Genomic DNA, 15904 nt, shown 5'->3' with positions numbered 1-15904 from the left:
TGGGAGAGCAGGGAAGGGTCAGTCCGAAGCGCGTTCTCGCAGCTTCCCCAGGCGGAGCAGCTTCTCGATGGATGCGACGGCCTCAGGGCCGGGTGTTGTGTAGTTCGTCATGCCGTGCTCGGCGGCCTCGCGGCCAGAGGAGAACAGTGGCACGTCAGTGGAGTAGTCGAGCGACTCCGGCGCGAGATGGCCGCTGACAATCGCAAGCCGCACAGCCAACATCTCGGCTGGATCACGGTGTCCGAGCCAGCCGCTGCAGGCGCATCCGTCCTGGAGGTGGCAGAGGAAGACGCCGGTAGCTGTCTGGTCGGCGATGTCACCGTCGTATCGCTCGAGCTTCTCGTACTCGGAACGATCCCAGACAGCTTGGGAGCTGCCGCGGCGGAAGGGGCAGGTGGCGCACGGAGTCTTGCGTGGACGAATCTGCTCGCTCACTGTGCGCCACCTCTCTCGCTTCTCAGAACTCGTAAGTCTTCCCTACGAGGGCTTCCGGCCCGGTGAGAACCTTCACTTCGTGGAGGGACCCGAGCTTCGGGTTTTCGACGCCGTGCCCGTCGCCGAGGCATGTGAAGACCTCGTCTTCCAGCCACCCCTCGATCTCATCGGGGTCTTCGATGTCGACGGGCGCCGGGAGGAGGAACAGGCGCTTCGATGAGTGGCCATCCTCGTAGGTGTTCTCGACCTCGACGCGCACGGCTCCGAGTCGAGCTTCTACTGCGGCGAGCTGATCATCCGACAGACCGAGAGTGGCCCCGTTCGAGTCCGCAGGTCCAGTGAGAACAGCGGGTCCGACGATCACGTCGGTGTTCGAGCCGTGCCGCTGCGTCCAGAGCGATTGGGCACGCTGGTTGAACATGAGCTCGAGGTGCTTGCCCTCGTCGTTGAGCCAGAGCGAGACGTTCTCGTTCAGGTCCACGCACAGGTAGGTGCCCAGGACGATCTCGTTGACGCGTGCGTCGAACCGTCCGGGAAGGATGTCGATGATCTCGACAACGTCGGACGGGTCAGCGGGGATGATGATGCTGCGGACGGCCATGGTCATCCTTCCTTCGAGGTGAGTTCGGAGATGTTGGCGATGATCGGGTTCAGCTCGGCCATGCGGCGTTCGCTGATCGACTTGCCGCCGGCGAACACCTGGCGCCACTGACCCTTCGCGCGACGCCATGCGACGCGCTCGTCGCTTCCCACCGCAGCGTCCGCGATGACGAGGTCAGCGTCCATCCAGTCGTCACGCGCCGCGGGAACGCGAATGAGGGCACGCACGTGTGGGGCGACCGCCTGAGGGTCACGCTGGCCGAGGTGGGCGAGTCTGTTCAGCTCGTCCTTGCGGGTGTGGTTGCTGTGCGGCGACGGCTGGGCGACGCGGAAAGCCCCCGTCGGTTCACCTCGGTTGGTGTCCTGCATGATGTACCAGCTGCCGAGAGTGCGATCGGCTGCCTCGGCATAGGTGATGACCTCGGCCTGCTCCCACCACTGGTCGGGAGTGCCGTGGAAGATCGGTGCGTCGGGTGCGGTCATGAAGATCGCCCTTCTGTGTCAGCGGCCAGCCAGCGCCTTGGCGACGGCGGCTTCGCGTTCTTGATGGATGAGTTCGTCGAACTCGCGACAGGCGAGCTCCTTGGCGTCACGGCGATTGATGCGCCCGCGCGCCTCGAGCAGGAGAGTGTCCTGACGGGCGTTGATGTAGTCCTTGCGAATCGCGGTGTACGCGCGCGCCATCAGTGGCCACTCCGCTCGAAGAGACGGATCGTTCGCTTCACCGCTTTCCGTCGCGCCTTCATGGCCCGATAGATGTCGACCTGCGCCTCGTACTGAGCCAGATGGTGAGGGCAGCACTTGTGCTCGGGGCGAGGTGTGGCCGGCGTACGCGATCCGCGCAGGTAGCCTTCGGTCTCGACGAGCTTGTCGTACAGCGCGCCGATGACGAGCGATATCTGATCGGTCGTGAGCTCCACAGTGCGGGCGTCTGACGGCTCGCACGAGACGGGAGCAGCCTTCGTCGGGGTCTCCATGGTCAGTCCTTCGGAGTGATCGGGGCACGCGGAGAGGCGTGCCGTGTGCGCCGCAATCGCGGGGAAATTCTGCGCGCTGAATTACGGGGAAAATACGACGGAACGATTTCCGTCGATTCCGCGTGCGTTGGGCGCAAAGGATGAGGTGTGGGGTCCAGGGTCGTGAGCGTGAGCTCAGACCCCGGATGCAGGTGCTCGAAGACCTCGACGAACTGGGCTCGCGTGAGGTGCGAGATACTCAGACGGATCGAGATCGGTCCGAGGGCGATCACGGCGTGGATGAGTTCTTGCAGTCGCTCCGCCGACACGTCATCCGTCACGAAGTGCTGTGCCGTCCGATCGAATCCCCAGTTCACCATGGTCGTCAGCATCTGTTGACGCTGCCCCTTGTCCAGATGCACTGGCGGGTCGAAGCGATATCGTCGTCGCGCCTTCCGCTCCGCAGCGCGAGCCACTCGCCGGCGGTCCCAGAGGAGACCTCCCTCAGCGATGCGGTACGCAGCACGACGGTTCGTCTTTCGGGGCATCGAGAGCCGTCCGAGATCCGGGATCTCGGGAACCTCGTGAGGGGGCTTTCTCGTCTCGCGATGACCCCTGTCCTTGCTCTTCGCCATGGTCGGAAATCCTCCTCGGCATATCGGTCATCACGGTCTTCGATACGTCACAGACACCAGGCCTGTGACGGACATCGAACCAACCCCCGGGTCGGCACCCGCCGACCTCCTGACACTGGCGCGCAACGCCTTCGCTTCATCGATCCCGAAGGGTCGCGATGCACCGCGCCGCTGGTTCCTGATGGATGCTCCCGCGGCTTGCCGCGCTCGTGCACCGCGCCCGTGAAGGGCGGGGGTCAACCGGTGATGTCCGGGATGAAGCGAAGCGGAATCGCGGCATCGACGGGAGCACCCGACAAGGCCCCCGACGGGGCGTTGGAGGGCAAGGAGCGCAGCTCCGCAGTGTGGGCCCTCGAAGCGCAGCGAAGAGGGTGAGGGAGGCCGAGAGATGGAGCGAAGCGATGATCGAACGGGTGACCGAAGAGGTGTCGGCTGTGCCGACCACCAAGCGAGATTTCAACGAGCGAAGCGAGGAAGGAAACGACGCGCGGTGCCACCTCCCCTTATGCTCTTTTTCTCTTTCTTGGCGCTTTACGAGCTTCAGCGAGGAAACGCCTTTGGAATTGCTGCTGCATCTGGGAAAAAGTATGGGCCCATGAGTCATGGGACCACGACCGAACCCGAAGGGCCCGCAGGGGGTCGTGGGACCGCGGCCATACTTTTTCCCTGGTCAGGCGGGTTCCCATGGGACCACGGTTTAGAACGAAGTGGCACCGTGGGCCCATGGTGGAGCGCAGCGACGTCAGGGGAGCGCAGCGAGCCGTTGTGAACCCGCCGCGGCCGCCCGGAGGTGGCCGCCCTTGCATCGCAGCAGCGCAGGTCGAAGCGCAGCGGAGACCTCCTTTGTGACGGCCGTCACAGCATCGATGGGGGCGACGTAGGAGCCGTCATCGGAACACCGTCGACACGGAGCGCAGCGACACCTGTAGTCACTTCCGTTGAAGGATCGGTCACGACTATGGAGTGACCAGGGCGCCACCTCTGCGACGCTGAGGTGGCCTCAGAATCAGATGCGATCGCCGGTCGGAAGACCGGTGCTTCGTCCGTCTCTGAGCCGGCGCGCGCAGCGCTTCATCGCCGTTGCGCCGAGTCACAGAATCCGCTGCAGAACCGTCTCAGATTCCGCCCCGGAGGCGTTGTCACCTCACACGGCTTTCGGTATCCAACCGCATCGGTTCGGACCCGTTGGAGCATGTCATTTCGAACTGCTCGACAAGGCCTCATCGGCCCCTGTCACACCTTGTCGAGCAGTTCGAAATTAAGGGATCAGTACGCCATCGCAGGATCGGGTTCTGGGGTTGAGCTGGGGACGAAGTCGGCAGCGCGCGGGTGCTGTATGCCTCCGGGGCGGAAGCCCCGGGGACGGCCTGTGCAGGATCAGGCTCCGCCGCCGAAGATCCCGTTCGCAGCATCCCTCGGACGTCGGCCGAGGGCTCACTCTCCTCGAGGAGATCTCATCGGCGGGGGCGGGGAGCGGCCCGTCAGCCGTGGATCCTCTGTGCAGTATTGGGACTCGGTTTGCCCACCCGCCAGGTGGTCGCTCTAACGGCGTAGGTGCCGTCCAGCGAGGAGGAGAACGCCGAGTGACGCAGTCACGGAAGCGGGCGACGAAGGAAGCTGGTAAGGCTCCTGGGACGGTAGAGCTCGAGTCCCTTCGCGAGACTTAATCGCTCCACGGCCCCGCCCACCTATCGCACCTACATCGCCTCAGAATCCGATGCATCGCATCGGAAACCGTGACCGCTCGGCGGTCACTTCTCGGCCATGCCACGGTCACTTCACGCCCACTACCGGGCGTATGGTGACCGCATCGTGACCGTCAGGTGACCGCCTGACGCCCCCATCACCAGGACCGAGGCTCCGTCCGAGGGAGACTGTCCTCGAAACGCGCCCGTGACCGCGCGGTGACCTCTCTGCGGCCAGATCACGGTCACTGGGCGGCCATTACCGTCGAAACTGGCGTCGGACTGCGCTCTCGAGTCGTTTTGTGGGCGCAAAGCGACCGCGCCATGACCACCAGGCGGCCAGGAGGCGGTCACTACTGCCGGGGCGACCCAACAGCCGCGATGCAGTGGATCGGGAGAGCCACCTGCGCGATGATGTTCTGGACGGCAGCGGCTCGAAAGGCGCACGATGAACATCGAAGACGAGATCGACAGCATCCTGGATCGCACGCTCTACATCCGACCTGAGCTCGAGCGCGCGACGTCGTCCCGGTGGCGACCGTTCGCCGTTGACCGCGCCCCGAAGCCGTTGCCCGAATCGTCGCCGTTCACCCACGTCTTCGGTCCGCACGTCACCATCGATGGCGACGAGGAGACGGGCCGTGTCCACATCTACAACGAGGAGTATGAAGTCGAGGTCGTGGGTCAGCCCGGAGGGGATCTCACGGTTCCGGGCGTCGACCGTCATACCGATCTGGATTACTGGCTGCGCAAAGTCCACGCGCGTTACTGGGAGTTCGCCGCTGACCTCAACAGGGTCGCGCATGAGAAGAACGACGCGCTGGCGGCAGGTACGGAGCCTCTTCCTGAGCCCGGGCAGCCTCGGCTCTACGCTCCGGACTTTCGCGTCCCAGTCCCTGAGTGGGTCACAGCGGGAGTGACGATCCACCTCAACGAAGTCGAGGAACTCGACACGGAGGAGTCACGGTACTTCGATGTGTTCGAGGTCGACCACTCCGAGCATCACGTTCATCTCGGGTTCCTTCTCATCTCGCACGATGGCCACATCAACGCCTTCTTGAACGAGGGCGTCGTCGCAGAAGAGCTTCGACCCGCGGCGACCAAGGCTCTCACCCAGATGGGGGCGGCGCGATTCGCTCGCGACATCATGCACAGCCATCTCCACATCATCGTGAATGGTGCGATCCTCGGAATCGACAACGAGATGGTCGCCCGTACCGGCTGGCGGAATTAGCTCGCGAACCCACTACCGTGCCGGCGGAAAAGAAGAACCCCCGCCACCCGGTGAGGGTGACGAGGGCATGTGGCGGGACGACTTGATCAGACGTCCAGCTTCTCCGGGCCTTCGTATGCGGTGTGGTGAAAGAAGATGCCGTCTCGGAAGTGGGAGAAACCGGCCGCCTCGAATGCAGCTGAGATCTTCAGCTGAGCCATCAGCGGGTCGGCGCCGTCGAGGTCACCCTCGCGTGGCACAGTGCTCAGCGCGACCACCGAGGTGAAGCTGCTACCGGCCACCGCGTTGGCGAGCGTAGCAAGGAGACGGGGGCCGAGCTTCTGCCCGCGGTATTCCGGCTCGATGAAGATCTCGTCAATGACGATGAGCCGTGTCATGTCTTCCCCGAAGACTGAGTCCAGGTTGATGGCCTCATCAATCGTCGGTGGGGTGAACAGCTCTTGCACGATGGCATGCGCCGTCGGATTGTTGTGCTTGAGGCCGGTCGCGGGGTCCTGGTTGCTCCCGCCGTCGGCATCGAAGTCGATGACGAATCCGTTGATGCGACCGAGCGGCCGGGCCGAAAGTTCGCCTGGGGTGGCCTCGCTGAAGCTGACGCGCGACGCTGTCAGGGTGACAGGGGTCGTCATGGCGGCGTAGCTCGTCCACGTCGAGTACTCCCCAGCGCCGAAGGGCTGCGCACTGAGAGCGACCTCACACATGATCTCGGAGAGGTCGACCTTCTCGCGCCGGACTGCTTTCTTCGTGCTCATCGTCGTGACTCTCTTCTGTAGGCGACAGCCGCATCGTATCTCAGGGCTTGCATCCCGAGAATGAAGAACCCCCGCCGCCCGTGAGGGCGACGAGGGTGTGAGCGTGAGACTCTCAGCAGCGAGGAGTCACCACCAGGTGTTGTTCTTCTGCCAGAGCGAGGTCCACTGCCCACCCTTGGCTTCGCAGCCGGTGACGGGATCCCATCCCGAGAAGTACATGAAGGGCATGTCCCGAAGGCAGTCAGCCATGCTGCCGTAGGTCATGAGCGTGCGGTACGGCTTCGCATCTGCGGTGACGCTCGTCGCGGCGGATGCCGCGGTGGTGCCTCCGAGGACGAGGGCCAACGAGACCGCCGCAGCTCCGACGATTCTGAGTGACTTCTTCATGTTCTATATCCCTTCGGTTCCGTATGACTTCCTTCTCGAGAGTAGGCAAGCACCGGGCAATTCGTCTGTCCCCCGAACGGAGGACACGGCCGGAGAAAGAAACACCCCCGCTGCCCGAGAGCAACGAGGGTGTGAGGTGGCGGGCGGTGAAGTCAGCGCGCGATCACATCGGGGGATTCCATGCTCTCCGCTCCTATGAAGGCGTTGTGCCGCCAGTAGACGTTGTCGCGGAAGTGAGCGAAGCCGACGGCTTCGTAGGATGCGGCGACCTTCTTGCGCGCGCGGCGCAGCTTGAGCTCCGACAGCTCACTCCACTGCAGTGGCTGCGCACGTAGAACAATCAGTGTCGAGTGGCCAGTTCCGTCGACGACATCGATGAGCGTGGTGAGCAGGCGCGGCCCGAGCCTCTGGCCGCGGTATGCCTCCTCGACGGTGACGTTGTCGACGAGTACCAGCTGAGTCACCAGAGACCCCAGGAACTCGTCCTTCTGCTCGAGCATGTCGAAGAGGCTGTCGCTGGGACGGTAGATCTCCTCGACGACAGAGAAGATCTCCTGGTCGAGGTGATCGAGTGCGTCCACCGGATCGTCCGTGCGGTCGAGAGCGACGACGTACGCCGAGGCGCCGGCGATCACAGATCGCTCGCCATCGCCCGTGTCGTCGTAGCTCGTCAGTGTCGCTGTGGCTTCCACGCGCGAGATGCAGCTCGGCACAGTCGTCCACGAGAGGTCATCTGGTGCACCGACGAGCGATCGAAGGATCCGAACGTCGCAGTCGACGTCGGCGAGGTCGAGCAGCGCTTCTCGAACGACTGGCTTCCTGGTCATGGGGTCTCCTTCGGTTCACCGCTCGCAGCGGCATCGTATCGTCGGCCTCACTCGAAGAGGCCCTTCGGTCTGCAAGAGAAGAACCCCCGCGGCCCGTTAGGGCAGCAGGGGTTCAACGATGTCCAGGTGCGCATCCGGACGTGAGGTGAAGAGAGAGGATCGAGCGCCCCGCGTTGCCGCGTGCCTACGCTCTTCTCGACGAGGGATGATCAGTCCTTTCGCCCACAGTCGGCTGGTTGACGGCCAGCTCTCGGATCTCGTCCGAGCTCTTCTCGCTGCGTGATCCGTCGCCCGTGCCTTTCGGCTGCATGACGACGGATCCGGTCCCGCGCGACGCGCAGATCCCGTTCGGAGTCCCCGGTACACCCGGGCCTGCTCCTGTCACCCATCCACCCGGAGGCAGCTCCGCTGGCTCCCGCGCCCGAGCTGGACGCTCGAAAACGAGAACCCCCGCTGCCAGAAGGCAACGAGGGTTCTCGCGGAGGAAGGAGACAACATGCACGACCGAGAGAGGAGGCTCTGTCACCCACCACCCCGGAGACAGCTCCGCTGGCTCTGAGCCAGGCGGCGAAGCCGTCTGCCATGATCTCCGTATGACCGTGCTCTCGCTCGTCCTCACTCTTGGGGGCATCGCCATCGTCGGCACCGTGGTGCTCGGCGTGATCGTGATGGCGATCATCATGCTCTCGAGGCGCGGGCCCAGTCGTGCGCAACGCGCTCAGAACCAGCAGAACGTGGAGGAGTGGATCGCTCGCACGAAGGGCGAAGATCACGTCCGTCGCATGCGCGGCGAGTGACCTGCCCCCCCCCTGGGAAAGGAAGAGGCCCCTGCAACGTGGGGGAGTCAGCAGGGGCCCATAGGGGAAGACGGCTGGGGAACCGTCTTCCCCTACCGTTTCATGACGGCGGGGGTCTTTACAAATCAGCGCGCGGCGTGTCGAAAAACGAGGATTACCTCATTTATGAGCCGATTCGATACTGTTCGAAGCAGCAGACCCCGCCCCTGGGGAGGGTGCGGGGTCTGTCGCACCACGAGTCAGAGAACGACAGGTCCGCGAGTAGGAGCGAACTCGTAGACGGTGCGCACGCGATCGGTGAGTTCACCGATGTCCTCGCGGGTGATGTTGATCGATCCGGAGCGATTCTTCAGGATCTGCACCACCTCGCGCTCCGGCCAGAACAGCTTGTCGATGTAGGAGCTGAAGCGGCGGCCGCTGGACTTCACGTACGCTTCGACGACCTCGTTGGGCACCCTGTATTGACCGAGCACCAGCTCGATGTCGAGATCGCCCAGTGGATCCACCTCTGGGTCGAGGTAACTACCGAAGACACGGAGACGTTCGACGAAGAAGATCTTCGCGGGATCCGCGTTGATACCCTCGGCTCGCTCGATGACGCCGGCGAGCAACCGGTCTGCGGTCGCGCGCGTGATCGGCTTTCCGAAGCTGGCCATGGCGAGGGCATTGCCGTTGACCGTCGGTCTCCACCACGTGTCGCCGTCTTGGTCCTTCTGGACGAACTCGAACAGTCCCGCATCGGCGAGAGCCTGAAGCGCTGCCGCGGGGTCGATGTCGAGGCCGTCGAAGAGCTTCGCGACGTGGGCGTGATAGATCTCGCGGCGCACACCCTTGCGCAGCACCTCACGAGCGAGGGGTGCGGGGAGCCCGGCGATCACATCCGTCTTCTGGACACGCATGGCCTTCCTTCGGTCGAGTGCAGGGTATCAAGATGAGACCCCGCCACCGATGACGGTGGCGGGGTCTCATGGGTCTGATCAGCCGCAGACCGTCAGGTCGGTGATGATCTTGCTGAGGTGACCCTCGAGCTCGTCGAGTGCGTCGGAGATCGCGATCTCGCCGATGGCGCGAAGCGCGGTGCTGACGAGCACCACTGCAGGGCGGTACTTCTCGGCGCGGCGGAGGATCACGTGCGGGTCCTCGCCCGCGGCGAGCTGATGACGGAGCGAGCCGGCGTTGTCGAGCAGGTCCATCGCCTTCACGATGAGTGCGTCGACGGCCACCGGGTCGGGGACCGTGCCTCCAGCGCGCTCAGCCAGCGTGGCCAGCTTCATCCAGTAGTCCTGACGTGTGCCACCGACCTTGTTGGAGACCTCGAGCACGATGTCGGCGATGTGCTGTCCGAACGCACCCGCCATCCACAGGAAGGCGGCAACGCGGCGACCCCTGATGGTCTCGAGGTTGACGTGCGCGGGAAGCTCGTCGACGTTCACGAACATCCGCACGATCTCGTCCAGGCAGTCCTCAAGGGTGTCGTGGAGCAGGTTCGCTGCGATCAGCTGAGGGGATCCCTTCCCGAAGCGGAGGGCGCGAAGCGCGTTGCGGATCGGGTGCTCGATGTAGGGCACGCGGGGCAGGTCGCCTCGGACGCTGCGGGTCTGGTTGCGGTGCAGGTGCGTGGCGATCATCGCCGCGTTCACGATGAGGCGGTCCTCGTCGTAGACGAGCGCCTCTGCTTCGCGGGTCAGCTCGAACACGAGCTGAGCGGCATTCATGTCTTTGAGCGGGATCTGGGGAAAGACGGGGGTCATCATGGTCTGCCTCCTCGGCGTCGTCTCGGCAGAAGTGCCTGAGTCCTGTCGAGGGCATCCCCGAGACGGCGTCGCCGTCTCCGTCTTGCGGCGACGCGATTCGCAGCTCGCGGAGTCTGTGATCGAAGCACACGCCATCGTGAAAGAAGCGCTGGACACGTATGTCGAGCGCCACCTCGGTTGAACCTCCGTAAGAAGAGGACCCCCGCCACCCGAAGGTGACAGGGGTCTGGACGGCGAGGCTCAGCCCCACTCGGGGCGGCCGCCGGAGACGTACGCGTGCGCGATGGCAGCGGCTCCATCCGTCGAGCGACTGGTGAGTGGAATCACGAAGGCTTCCTCGATGTGCGCGAGCTCGGCGCGCAGGACGTCGAAGTTGTTCATGCCGTCGTTCGGATCGAGCTTGTTGCTGAAGAGCGTCTGTCCGTTGACGGTCGTCTCGACCCAGACGCGGTCTCCGGAGCGTATGACCTCAGTGCGTCCCGGGAGCGGAACAGAGTCATGCGGCCGGACGATCGCGAACTCGACAAGGACGCTGCCCGGGCTGTCGTTGACGGCGGGCTGGATGTGAAGGTGCTGGGGTGCAGGCATCGGAGTCTCCTTGGTCAGATGTCGAGGGTCGCGGTCGGGTAGGTCGTGCCCATGTCGAACGGCTCGATCGCTTCGCGCTTGTCGATGAACGAGTAGACGAGGACGACATTCTTCAGGTGAGGCAGCGTGTGACCGTGAAGGCTGCGCTCGAGGAGCAGCTCCTGAACGAGCGGGCGGATCTCCGGGTTGAGCCGCAGCGCCTCGTCGATGACGATCGTGTCGACGTCGATGAGAAACTCGGGGCCGTCGGCGCCGTGGCCGCTCGCGTCGTAGCGAAGGCCGACGAAGTCCTTGACGGCGCCGTTCAGGATCGCGAAGCGACTACCGCGCTCGACGAGCTGCTCGCGAAGCTGCGCGATCGCGCCGCGACCGGGGCGCGTGAAGACGAGGGTGTTGGAAGGCTGGATGGTGGTGGCCATGGGAGGCTCCGTCTCTGTCGGGGATGTCTCGTTCTCGAGGGGATCCCCGGCGCCGGCTCTGCCGGTGCTGCTCAGCGAGAGCGTGGGATGATCAACCCATGCACGACGCTGAGGAGCACGACATCGGCTGGTGGGAGATAGACGGTCAGGACGTCTATCTGACCCGGAGCGATGTTCACGTAGGTCGGGCACTCTTCCACCTGCTCAACCGGGGAGTGGCACTTTTCGGCCCGGAGATGGTTCCGATCGGCATTGAGCCTGGGCTCTTGTCGGGCGATGCCAGCGTGTTGGCGCTAGATGCGGACGCAATGCTCTACCTGATCAACATCACCCGTGCGCCTGTCGACGAGAAGATGGTCGTCGATCTGACGCTGGCGATGAAGGAGTTGGAAAATCCGTCGAACATCGACATTGGTGGCTTCGACAGGGTCGATTCAGCGCGACCTCAGCGCAACTTCGAGGACGTCTTCGGTAAGCCGTTCCCTGGACTGCAGCCGCGCATGAAAGTGATCCAGGTGACCGATCGAAACATGGAACTCGAGGCGGTGGACTTGCTTCACCGCATCGGAGGTCTCGACGTGTACTCAGGCGCTGTGCTCGAGACCGATAGGGGTGATCTCCTGATGCCGCTGGACCAGTTGATCCCTGAGATCGTTCGAAGTCCGATCCATCACCTGCCCTCCGACCTCTGATCCACTTGCTCAGCGGGCGTAGGCCGTCGCGAGCTCGTTCCAGTGGGTCGTGGCGCGGAGGGAGAGCATCTCTCGGCGCATCTCGAATGCGGGCCCGGTCTTCATGCCCGCGAGGCCGAGACCGATGACCTTCTCGCCGTGGCGCTTGTGCATCTTGTCCAGGAGCTCGCCGACGCCGCGGTGATCGTACTCTGGCTGGAACATCGGCAGGAACGCGTGCGACTCGGCGGGGGAGAGCTTGTTGAGCATGACGCCGGCGCGGACGTACTTCACGCCAGGCTGCAGCTTGTCGTGCAGTGCCCGGGCCACCGCCTTGGTGATCGCGACGGGATCATCAGTCGGCATCGCGAACACCGCCTGCCCCCAGGCAGAGGTGTAGCCGTCGGCGTAGGGGGAGGAGGCGGCGAAGGCGCTGACGAGGCCTGCAACCGAGCCCTCGGATCGCATGCGCGCGGTGGCGCGCTGGGCGAAGACGGAGAGAGCCTGCTCGACCTTCTTCGGATCTCGGAGTGGCTGCGAGAACATCCGGCTGGCCAGGATCTGCTGCTTGGTCTTGCGCACCGGCTCGAGTTCGATGCAGCTGATACCGCGCAGTTCGTAGACCAGACGCTCCTCGACGACGCTGAACCCCTTGCGGATCTCGGATGGCTCGGCGTTCCGGAGGTCGAGCATCGTCTTGATACCCCGAGCGGCGAGGCGCTTTTCGAGGCGTCCGGCGATGCCCCAGGTCTCGCTGGTGGGGTAGTGCGCGAGGATGTTCTCCTGCTGCTCGGGCGTGTAGGACGACCAGTCGCACACACCGTTGAGTTTCGGAGTTCTCTTCGCCCCATGATTCGCCAGCTTCGCCAGCACCTTGGTGGGTCCGATGCCGATCGAGACCGGAAGGCCGACGTTGCGCCGCACTGCGCGACGTATGTCACGGCCGAGCTCTATCAGGTCGACGCGACGCTCGTTCACAACCCCGAAGCACTCATCAATACTGTAGCGCTCGACCTCGGCAACGTGGCGTCCGACGACCTCGTGCATGCGCTCTGAGAGCGATCCGTAGAGTTCATAATTCGATGAGCGGGCGACTCCGCCACGCGCTTCGACTTCACGCTTGATCTGAAACCAGGGCGTGCCCATCTTGATGCCGGTGGCCTTCGCTTTGGCCGACATCGCCACGACGCAACCGTCGTTATTCGAGAGGACGTAGCATTCTGCGTCGCGTAGCGATGGGTCGAAGACCGCTTCGGCTGACGCATAGTAGCTGTTGGCATCACAGAGCAGGTAGGTCATGTTATGCCTGTTCAGGTGCGCTTTTGGTGTCGAGCTGGGTGAATCGAGAATGTGACGACTCCCCAGATCGTCATCTCCATCTCGCCTTCCAGAGCGATCGATGGAAAGAGCGGATTCTCGGCCCGCAGGATCAGCCGGCCACCCGAACGCGCGAGTGTCTTTAGGACCAGTTCATCGTCGACGATCGCGACGACAACGTTCTCGAGCTCGGGGGTGAGAGAGCGGTCGACGATAATGTAGTCGCCGTCGAAGATCCCGACGCCGGACATGCTCTCGCCGCTCACGTTGAGCACGAAGGTGGAGGTCCGATCCTGGATGAGGTGATCGTTGAGATCCAGGTCGCCGAAGTAGTGGTCAAGGGCCGGCGACGGGAATCCTGCGGACACCGCGGCGCCGACTGGGGTCCGGATTCCAGCGGGCGGCGCGAGCGGATCGATCCTACCGAGGACCTCGAGAACGCTCATCTCACCGCCCCACTCACTGCCGTCACACGTTCGAACCGATGTTCGATCTGTCGAGTGTACGTCAGGAGGGCGGACAGCGTGAAGCCGAGTGCGCGTCCCGCGCGCGCCGGGAATGACGAAGCCCCCGGCTCCGGCGACGCAGATCGGGGGCTTCGTGCTCGGTGCGCCTACTCGTGGAGGCTCCACGCGGCGTAGACCTTCTCGCTGATCTCGGTGCGGTAGGGATTCCCGTCGAGGTAGAAGTCGGCGTGCATCTCGCCGGTCTTGCCGCTCGCTTCGCTGGCCTTCTTCGCGTTGCGGAACGTCGGTTCGTCGGTCTCATCCTCCTCCGTCAGGCGGAGGTGCACCTCCTTGCCCACTGCGAAGTCGTCGAAGCTGCGGTATCGGAATGCGTGCGAGTTAGCCATGGCACCCATGATGCCTGTCGGCGGCGCAGAACGCGTCTGAGAGGCCGGTTTGGGGCTCACGGCGGCGTGTCGCGGCGAATGAGAAGACCCCCGCCGCCGTGAGGCGACAGGGGTCTGATCGTGGAGTGAACTACGCGAGCTCGGCGCGCAGCGGCGGGATGATGCGACCGACGTCGGTGATCTGCTCGGTGGCCGGGAAGTACTTCAGCCCGGTCTCCTCCATGAGGACATCGCGCCAGATGCTGACGCGCATGCGGCCGAGCTGGTGCTCTTCGAAGTGGCTCTCGGCGATCACGGGCAGCGCCTTCAGGCTCGGCAGCACCTCGTCGAACGCCGCGGTGTCCTCGTCGAGCTTGTTGAGCCTCTCCTCGTACGGCCGGCGCACCTGCGTCACCGTGACGGGCAACGCCTCGAGGGAGGCGAGCATGGCCATCAGCTCCGGTGCGTTGAAGCGGTTGACCACGACCGATGCGCGAAGCTCCGGTTCGATCAGCAGCTCAGCGAGCCGGACGAAGTCGGGCACCTGACGCACGTGGCTGATCGCGTAGAGGGTGTCCGAGGTGAGCGACTGCACCGACAGCCACACGGTCTCGAAGCGGTTGAGCGCTGCGATCAGCTCCGCGTCGTCGTAGTCGAACGCGCCGTTGGTGCGCAGCTCGAGATCGAAGCCCTCGTCGGCGAGGCGGCTCACCAGCGAGAGGAACTCGCGCTGGATCGTCGGCTCGGCGTTGAAGGAGCTGACGGTGACGCCGGTGATCCCGTGCTCGTGCAGCAGCGCGATCCACTCGTCGAGACGCTCGTAGGAGCTTCGCGTGAGGCGCGCGCCGATCTCCTCGCGGAGGCAGAAGAAGCACCGGAAGTTGCAGTTGCCGGACATGAACAGTTCGCCGCGCATGGGGAACTCCTTTCGCAGGCGCTCAGGCGCCGATGGAAGCGGCCGATGCCTCTTCGGTGATGCGGAACTCGGAGACGGTGCCGCGGTGGCCGCAGCCGCCTCGGCGCTGGTAGCACTGGATGGGGTCGTCGTCGAAGAATCCGTCCTCGGAGTCGATGACACGACCGGGGAAGTGGTCCGCCGGCGGCTCTTCGCATCCGAAGATGTCGTGACCTTCGTCGAGCATGACGACGTTGAGGGTGATCTGGACCACGAACGCGCTCTCGTGGGAGCACTGCGGGCAGCGGATGCCCGCGAGGCGCTGGGTGTTCGTCGTCGGCTTCGGGATCTGAGCCGCGATCTTCTCGTCGAGGAGCTCGTTGGGATCGATGCGGCGGTAGATGTTGACCTCGTCCGCGCACTCGAGCTGGGACTGCGTTGGTGCGAGACCGTCACGACGCTCGGTGATGATCCGCTTCCACGGAGTCGGCGCATCGATCTTGATGATGGTGCCACCGGTGCCGACGAAGACGTCGTCCTCGCGCAGGTCGTAGACGGGAACAGTGAGGAAGGTGAGGTTCGCCTCGGCGGTGGTGGTCATGCTGCTGCTCCGATCAGGTCAGGAAGGATGTGGCCGGCGTCGATGCGGCGGCGGATGAGTGCGGGGGTGGAGATCCGGCGGACGTAGGCCATCGGCTGGCGGTCGTCGGTAGCGATGAAGACGCGGACACCCTCGGGATCGTTCTCGATCTTCTCGACGGCCGTGACGACCTCGTTGGTGCGCTCGAGCACGTCTCCGGGAAGCAGATCGCGAGAGGTGATACCCAGGAGGACAGATCGCCCCTCAGCGGCGCGCTGGATGTTGGTCGTTGAGGTGCGCGGTACGCGGTATCCGGCGGTGAACTCGCCTGCGAACACGGTCATGATCAGGTAGACCGAATCGGGGTCTCCGGCGATATCGGTGGCGGACACGACGACGCTCTCGTCGTCACCCCAGGAGCCGTCGCTCTCGAGCAGACGGTCTCCGGGCAGGAGGTCTTCGTTGGCGACGGTCATGTCGATGTAGACCTGGTCAGTGGTGTTCGTGCTCATGGGGGCCTCCTCAGGCAGCAGATGTCTC

22 protein-coding genes are annotated in these 15904 nt (G+C 64.3%); 3 read left to right on the top strand and 19 right to left on the bottom strand.

Annotated elements, in window-relative coordinates; translation table 11 throughout:
- Nucleotides 1-18: 18 nt before the first annotated feature.
- The 6 genes from RQG82_RS16515 to RQG82_RS16490 are packed head-to-tail and all read right to left on the bottom strand — an operon-like array spanning nt 19 to nt 2413.
- The gene (locus RQG82_RS16515; RefSeq protein ID WP_311245341.1) at nt 19-435 is read right to left on the bottom strand and encodes a DUF6283 family protein; all 417 of its coding nucleotides are present in this window, start codon (nt 433-435) and stop codon (nt 19-21) included.
- Between the two features lie 22 nt (nt 436-457).
- Nucleotides 458-1036, bottom strand: coding sequence for a DUF3846 domain-containing protein (locus RQG82_RS16510; RefSeq protein WP_311245342.1), 579 nt, complete (start codon nt 1034-1036; stop codon nt 458-460).
- Between the two features lie 2 nt (nt 1037-1038).
- A complete protein-coding gene (locus tag RQG82_RS16505) occupies nt 1039-1518 on the bottom strand; it encodes a hypothetical protein (RefSeq protein ID WP_311245343.1) in 480 nt (159 codons plus the stop codon).
- An 18-nt stretch (nt 1519-1536) separates the two neighbouring features.
- Nucleotides 1537-1719, bottom strand: coding sequence for a hypothetical protein (locus tag RQG82_RS16500; protein WP_311245344.1), 183 nt, complete (start codon nt 1717-1719; stop codon nt 1537-1539).
- A complete protein-coding gene (locus RQG82_RS16495) occupies nt 1719-2012 on the bottom strand; it encodes a hypothetical protein (protein WP_311245345.1) in 294 nt (97 codons plus the stop codon). Before RQG82_RS16495 ends, RQG82_RS16500 begins: the two co-directional genes overlap by 1 nt.
- A gap of 2 nt (nt 2013-2014) precedes the next feature.
- Complete coding sequence (locus tag RQG82_RS16490; RefSeq protein WP_311259986.1) at nt 2015-2413, bottom strand: hypothetical protein; 399 nt, start codon at nt 2411-2413, stop codon at nt 2015-2017.
- Between the two features lie 2346 nt (nt 2414-4759).
- On the opposite strand from RQG82_RS16490, the gene RQG82_RS16485 reads away from it, so the two are divergent.
- The gene (locus tag RQG82_RS16485) at nt 4760-5545 is read left to right on the top strand and encodes a hypothetical protein (RefSeq protein WP_311245347.1); all 786 of its coding nucleotides are present in this window, start codon (nt 4760-4762) and stop codon (nt 5543-5545) included.
- Nucleotides 5546-5631: 86 nt separating this feature from the next.
- On the opposite strand, the gene RQG82_RS16480 is transcribed toward RQG82_RS16485, so the two are convergent.
- From RQG82_RS16480 to RQG82_RS16470, 3 genes are all read right to left on the bottom strand, one after another.
- Nucleotides 5632-6297: a GNAT family N-acetyltransferase gene (locus RQG82_RS16480; RefSeq protein ID WP_311245348.1), complete on the bottom strand. Its 666-nt coding sequence runs from the start codon at nt 6295-6297 to the stop codon at nt 5632-5634.
- 126 nt (nt 6298-6423) lie between these two features.
- The gene (locus RQG82_RS16475) at nt 6424-6684 is read right to left on the bottom strand and encodes a hypothetical protein (protein WP_311245349.1); all 261 of its coding nucleotides are present in this window, start codon (nt 6682-6684) and stop codon (nt 6424-6426) included.
- 152 nt (nt 6685-6836) lie between these two features.
- Entirely contained in the window at nt 6837-7511 is a 675-nt protein-coding gene (locus tag RQG82_RS16470; protein ID WP_311245350.1) for a hypothetical protein, read from the bottom strand.
- 593 nt (nt 7512-8104) lie between these two features.
- On the opposite strand from RQG82_RS16470, the gene RQG82_RS16465 reads away from it, so the two are divergent.
- Nucleotides 8105-8308: a hypothetical protein gene (locus RQG82_RS16465; RefSeq protein WP_311245351.1), complete on the top strand. Its 204-nt coding sequence runs from the start codon at nt 8105-8107 to the stop codon at nt 8306-8308.
- Nucleotides 8309-8547: 239 nt separating this feature from the next.
- Here the strand turns inward: RQG82_RS16465 and RQG82_RS16460 are convergent, their stop codons facing one another.
- From RQG82_RS16460 to RQG82_RS16445, 4 genes are all read right to left on the bottom strand, one after another.
- Entirely contained in the window at nt 8548-9207 is a 660-nt protein-coding gene (locus RQG82_RS16460) for a hypothetical protein (RefSeq protein WP_311245352.1), read from the bottom strand.
- A 78-nt stretch (nt 9208-9285) separates the two neighbouring features.
- The gene (locus RQG82_RS16455; protein ID WP_311245353.1) at nt 9286-10062 is read right to left on the bottom strand and encodes a hypothetical protein; all 777 of its coding nucleotides are present in this window, start codon (nt 10060-10062) and stop codon (nt 9286-9288) included.
- Between the two features lie 240 nt (nt 10063-10302).
- Nucleotides 10303-10650: a hypothetical protein gene (locus RQG82_RS16450; protein WP_311245354.1), complete on the bottom strand. Its 348-nt coding sequence runs from the start codon at nt 10648-10650 to the stop codon at nt 10303-10305.
- A gap of 14 nt (nt 10651-10664) precedes the next feature.
- A complete protein-coding gene (locus tag RQG82_RS16445) occupies nt 10665-11069 on the bottom strand; it encodes a hypothetical protein (RefSeq protein WP_311245355.1) in 405 nt (134 codons plus the stop codon).
- Nucleotides 11070-11167: 98 nt separating this feature from the next.
- Between RQG82_RS16445 and RQG82_RS16440 the strand changes: the two genes are divergently transcribed.
- Complete coding sequence (locus RQG82_RS16440) at nt 11168-11761, top strand: hypothetical protein (protein WP_311245356.1); 594 nt, start codon at nt 11168-11170, stop codon at nt 11759-11761.
- A 9-nt stretch (nt 11762-11770) separates the two neighbouring features.
- Here the strand turns inward: RQG82_RS16440 and RQG82_RS16435 are convergent, their stop codons facing one another.
- The 6 genes from RQG82_RS16435 to RQG82_RS16410 all read right to left on the bottom strand — a co-directional run bounded on the left by RQG82_RS16435 (nt 11771) and on the right by RQG82_RS16410 (nt 15876).
- Nucleotides 11771-13039: a DUF4113 domain-containing protein gene (locus tag RQG82_RS16435; protein ID WP_311245357.1), complete on the bottom strand. Its 1269-nt coding sequence runs from the start codon at nt 13037-13039 to the stop codon at nt 11771-11773.
- 11 nt (nt 13040-13050) lie between these two features.
- A complete protein-coding gene (locus RQG82_RS16430) occupies nt 13051-13503 on the bottom strand; it encodes a S24 family peptidase (RefSeq protein WP_311245358.1) in 453 nt (150 codons plus the stop codon).
- A 167-nt stretch (nt 13504-13670) separates the two neighbouring features.
- The gene (locus tag RQG82_RS16425) at nt 13671-13910 is read right to left on the bottom strand and encodes a hypothetical protein (RefSeq protein WP_311245359.1); all 240 of its coding nucleotides are present in this window, start codon (nt 13908-13910) and stop codon (nt 13671-13673) included.
- A 130-nt stretch (nt 13911-14040) separates the two neighbouring features.
- Entirely contained in the window at nt 14041-14805 is a 765-nt protein-coding gene (locus RQG82_RS16420) for a radical SAM protein (protein ID WP_311245360.1), read from the bottom strand.
- A 22-nt stretch (nt 14806-14827) separates the two neighbouring features.
- Entirely contained in the window at nt 14828-15385 is a 558-nt protein-coding gene (locus RQG82_RS16415; RefSeq protein WP_311245361.1) for a hypothetical protein, read from the bottom strand.
- Complete coding sequence (locus tag RQG82_RS16410; protein ID WP_311245362.1) at nt 15382-15876, bottom strand: hypothetical protein; 495 nt, start codon at nt 15874-15876, stop codon at nt 15382-15384. The genes RQG82_RS16415 and RQG82_RS16410 overlap by 4 nt, the downstream gene beginning before the upstream one ends.
- Between the last annotated feature and the right edge of the window lie 28 nt (nt 15877-15904).

Source organism: Microbacterium sp. WCS2018Hpa-9 (genome assembly GCF_031843745.1).
Classification (GTDB): domain Bacteria; phylum Actinomycetota; class Actinomycetes; order Actinomycetales; family Microbacteriaceae; genus Microbacterium.
Note: the sequence above shows the minus strand (reverse complement) of the source record. Positions and strands in the feature narration are given on the sequence as shown.

Coding starts and splice junctions, on each gene's coding strand:
- RQG82_RS16510 (WP_311245342.1), bottom strand. CDS start 1,036: ATGGCCGTCCGCAGCATCATCATCCCCGCTGACCCGTCCGACGTTGTC.
- RQG82_RS16505 (WP_311245343.1), bottom strand. CDS start 1,518: ATGACCGCACCCGACGCACCGATCTTCCACGGCACTCCCGACCAGTGG.
- RQG82_RS16500 (WP_311245344.1), bottom strand. CDS start 1,719: ATGGCGCGCGCGTACACCGCGATTCGCAAGGACTACATCAACGCCCGT.
- RQG82_RS16495 (WP_311245345.1), bottom strand. CDS start 2,012: ATGGAGACCCCGACGAAGGCTGCTCCCGTCTCGTGCGAGCCGTCAGAC.
- RQG82_RS16485 (WP_311245347.1), top strand. CDS start 4,760: ATGAACATCGAAGACGAGATCGACAGCATCCTGGATCGCACGCTCTAC.
- RQG82_RS16480 (WP_311245348.1), bottom strand. CDS start 6,297: ATGAGCACGAAGAAAGCAGTCCGGCGCGAGAAGGTCGACCTCTCCGAG.
- RQG82_RS16475 (WP_311245349.1), bottom strand. CDS start 6,684: ATGAAGAAGTCACTCAGAATCGTCGGAGCTGCGGCGGTCTCGTTGGCC.
- RQG82_RS16470 (WP_311245350.1), bottom strand. CDS start 7,511: ATGACCAGGAAGCCAGTCGTTCGAGAAGCGCTGCTCGACCTCGCCGAC.
- RQG82_RS16465 (WP_311245351.1), top strand. CDS start 8,105: ATGACCGTGCTCTCGCTCGTCCTCACTCTTGGGGGCATCGCCATCGTC.
- RQG82_RS16460 (WP_311245352.1), bottom strand. CDS start 9,207: ATGCGTGTCCAGAAGACGGATGTGATCGCCGGGCTCCCCGCACCCCTC.
- RQG82_RS16455 (WP_311245353.1), bottom strand. CDS start 10,062: ATGATGACCCCCGTCTTTCCCCAGATCCCGCTCAAAGACATGAATGCC.
- RQG82_RS16450 (WP_311245354.1), bottom strand. CDS start 10,650: ATGCCTGCACCCCAGCACCTTCACATCCAGCCCGCCGTCAACGACAGC.
- RQG82_RS16445 (WP_311245355.1), bottom strand. CDS start 11,069: ATGGCCACCACCATCCAGCCTTCCAACACCCTCGTCTTCACGCGCCCC.
- RQG82_RS16440 (WP_311245356.1), top strand. CDS start 11,168: ATGCACGACGCTGAGGAGCACGACATCGGCTGGTGGGAGATAGACGGT.
- RQG82_RS16435 (WP_311245357.1), bottom strand. CDS start 13,039: ATGACCTACCTGCTCTGTGATGCCAACAGCTACTATGCGTCAGCCGAA.
- RQG82_RS16430 (WP_311245358.1), bottom strand. CDS start 13,503: ATGAGCGTTCTCGAGGTCCTCGGTAGGATCGATCCGCTCGCGCCGCCC.
- RQG82_RS16425 (WP_311245359.1), bottom strand. CDS start 13,910: ATGGCTAACTCGCACGCATTCCGATACCGCAGCTTCGACGACTTCGCA.
- RQG82_RS16420 (WP_311245360.1), bottom strand. CDS start 14,805: ATGCGCGGCGAACTGTTCATGTCCGGCAACTGCAACTTCCGGTGCTTC.
- RQG82_RS16415 (WP_311245361.1), bottom strand. CDS start 15,385: ATGACCACCACCGCCGAGGCGAACCTCACCTTCCTCACTGTTCCCGTC.
- RQG82_RS16410 (WP_311245362.1), bottom strand. CDS start 15,876: ATGAGCACGAACACCACTGACCAGGTCTACATCGACATGACCGTCGCC.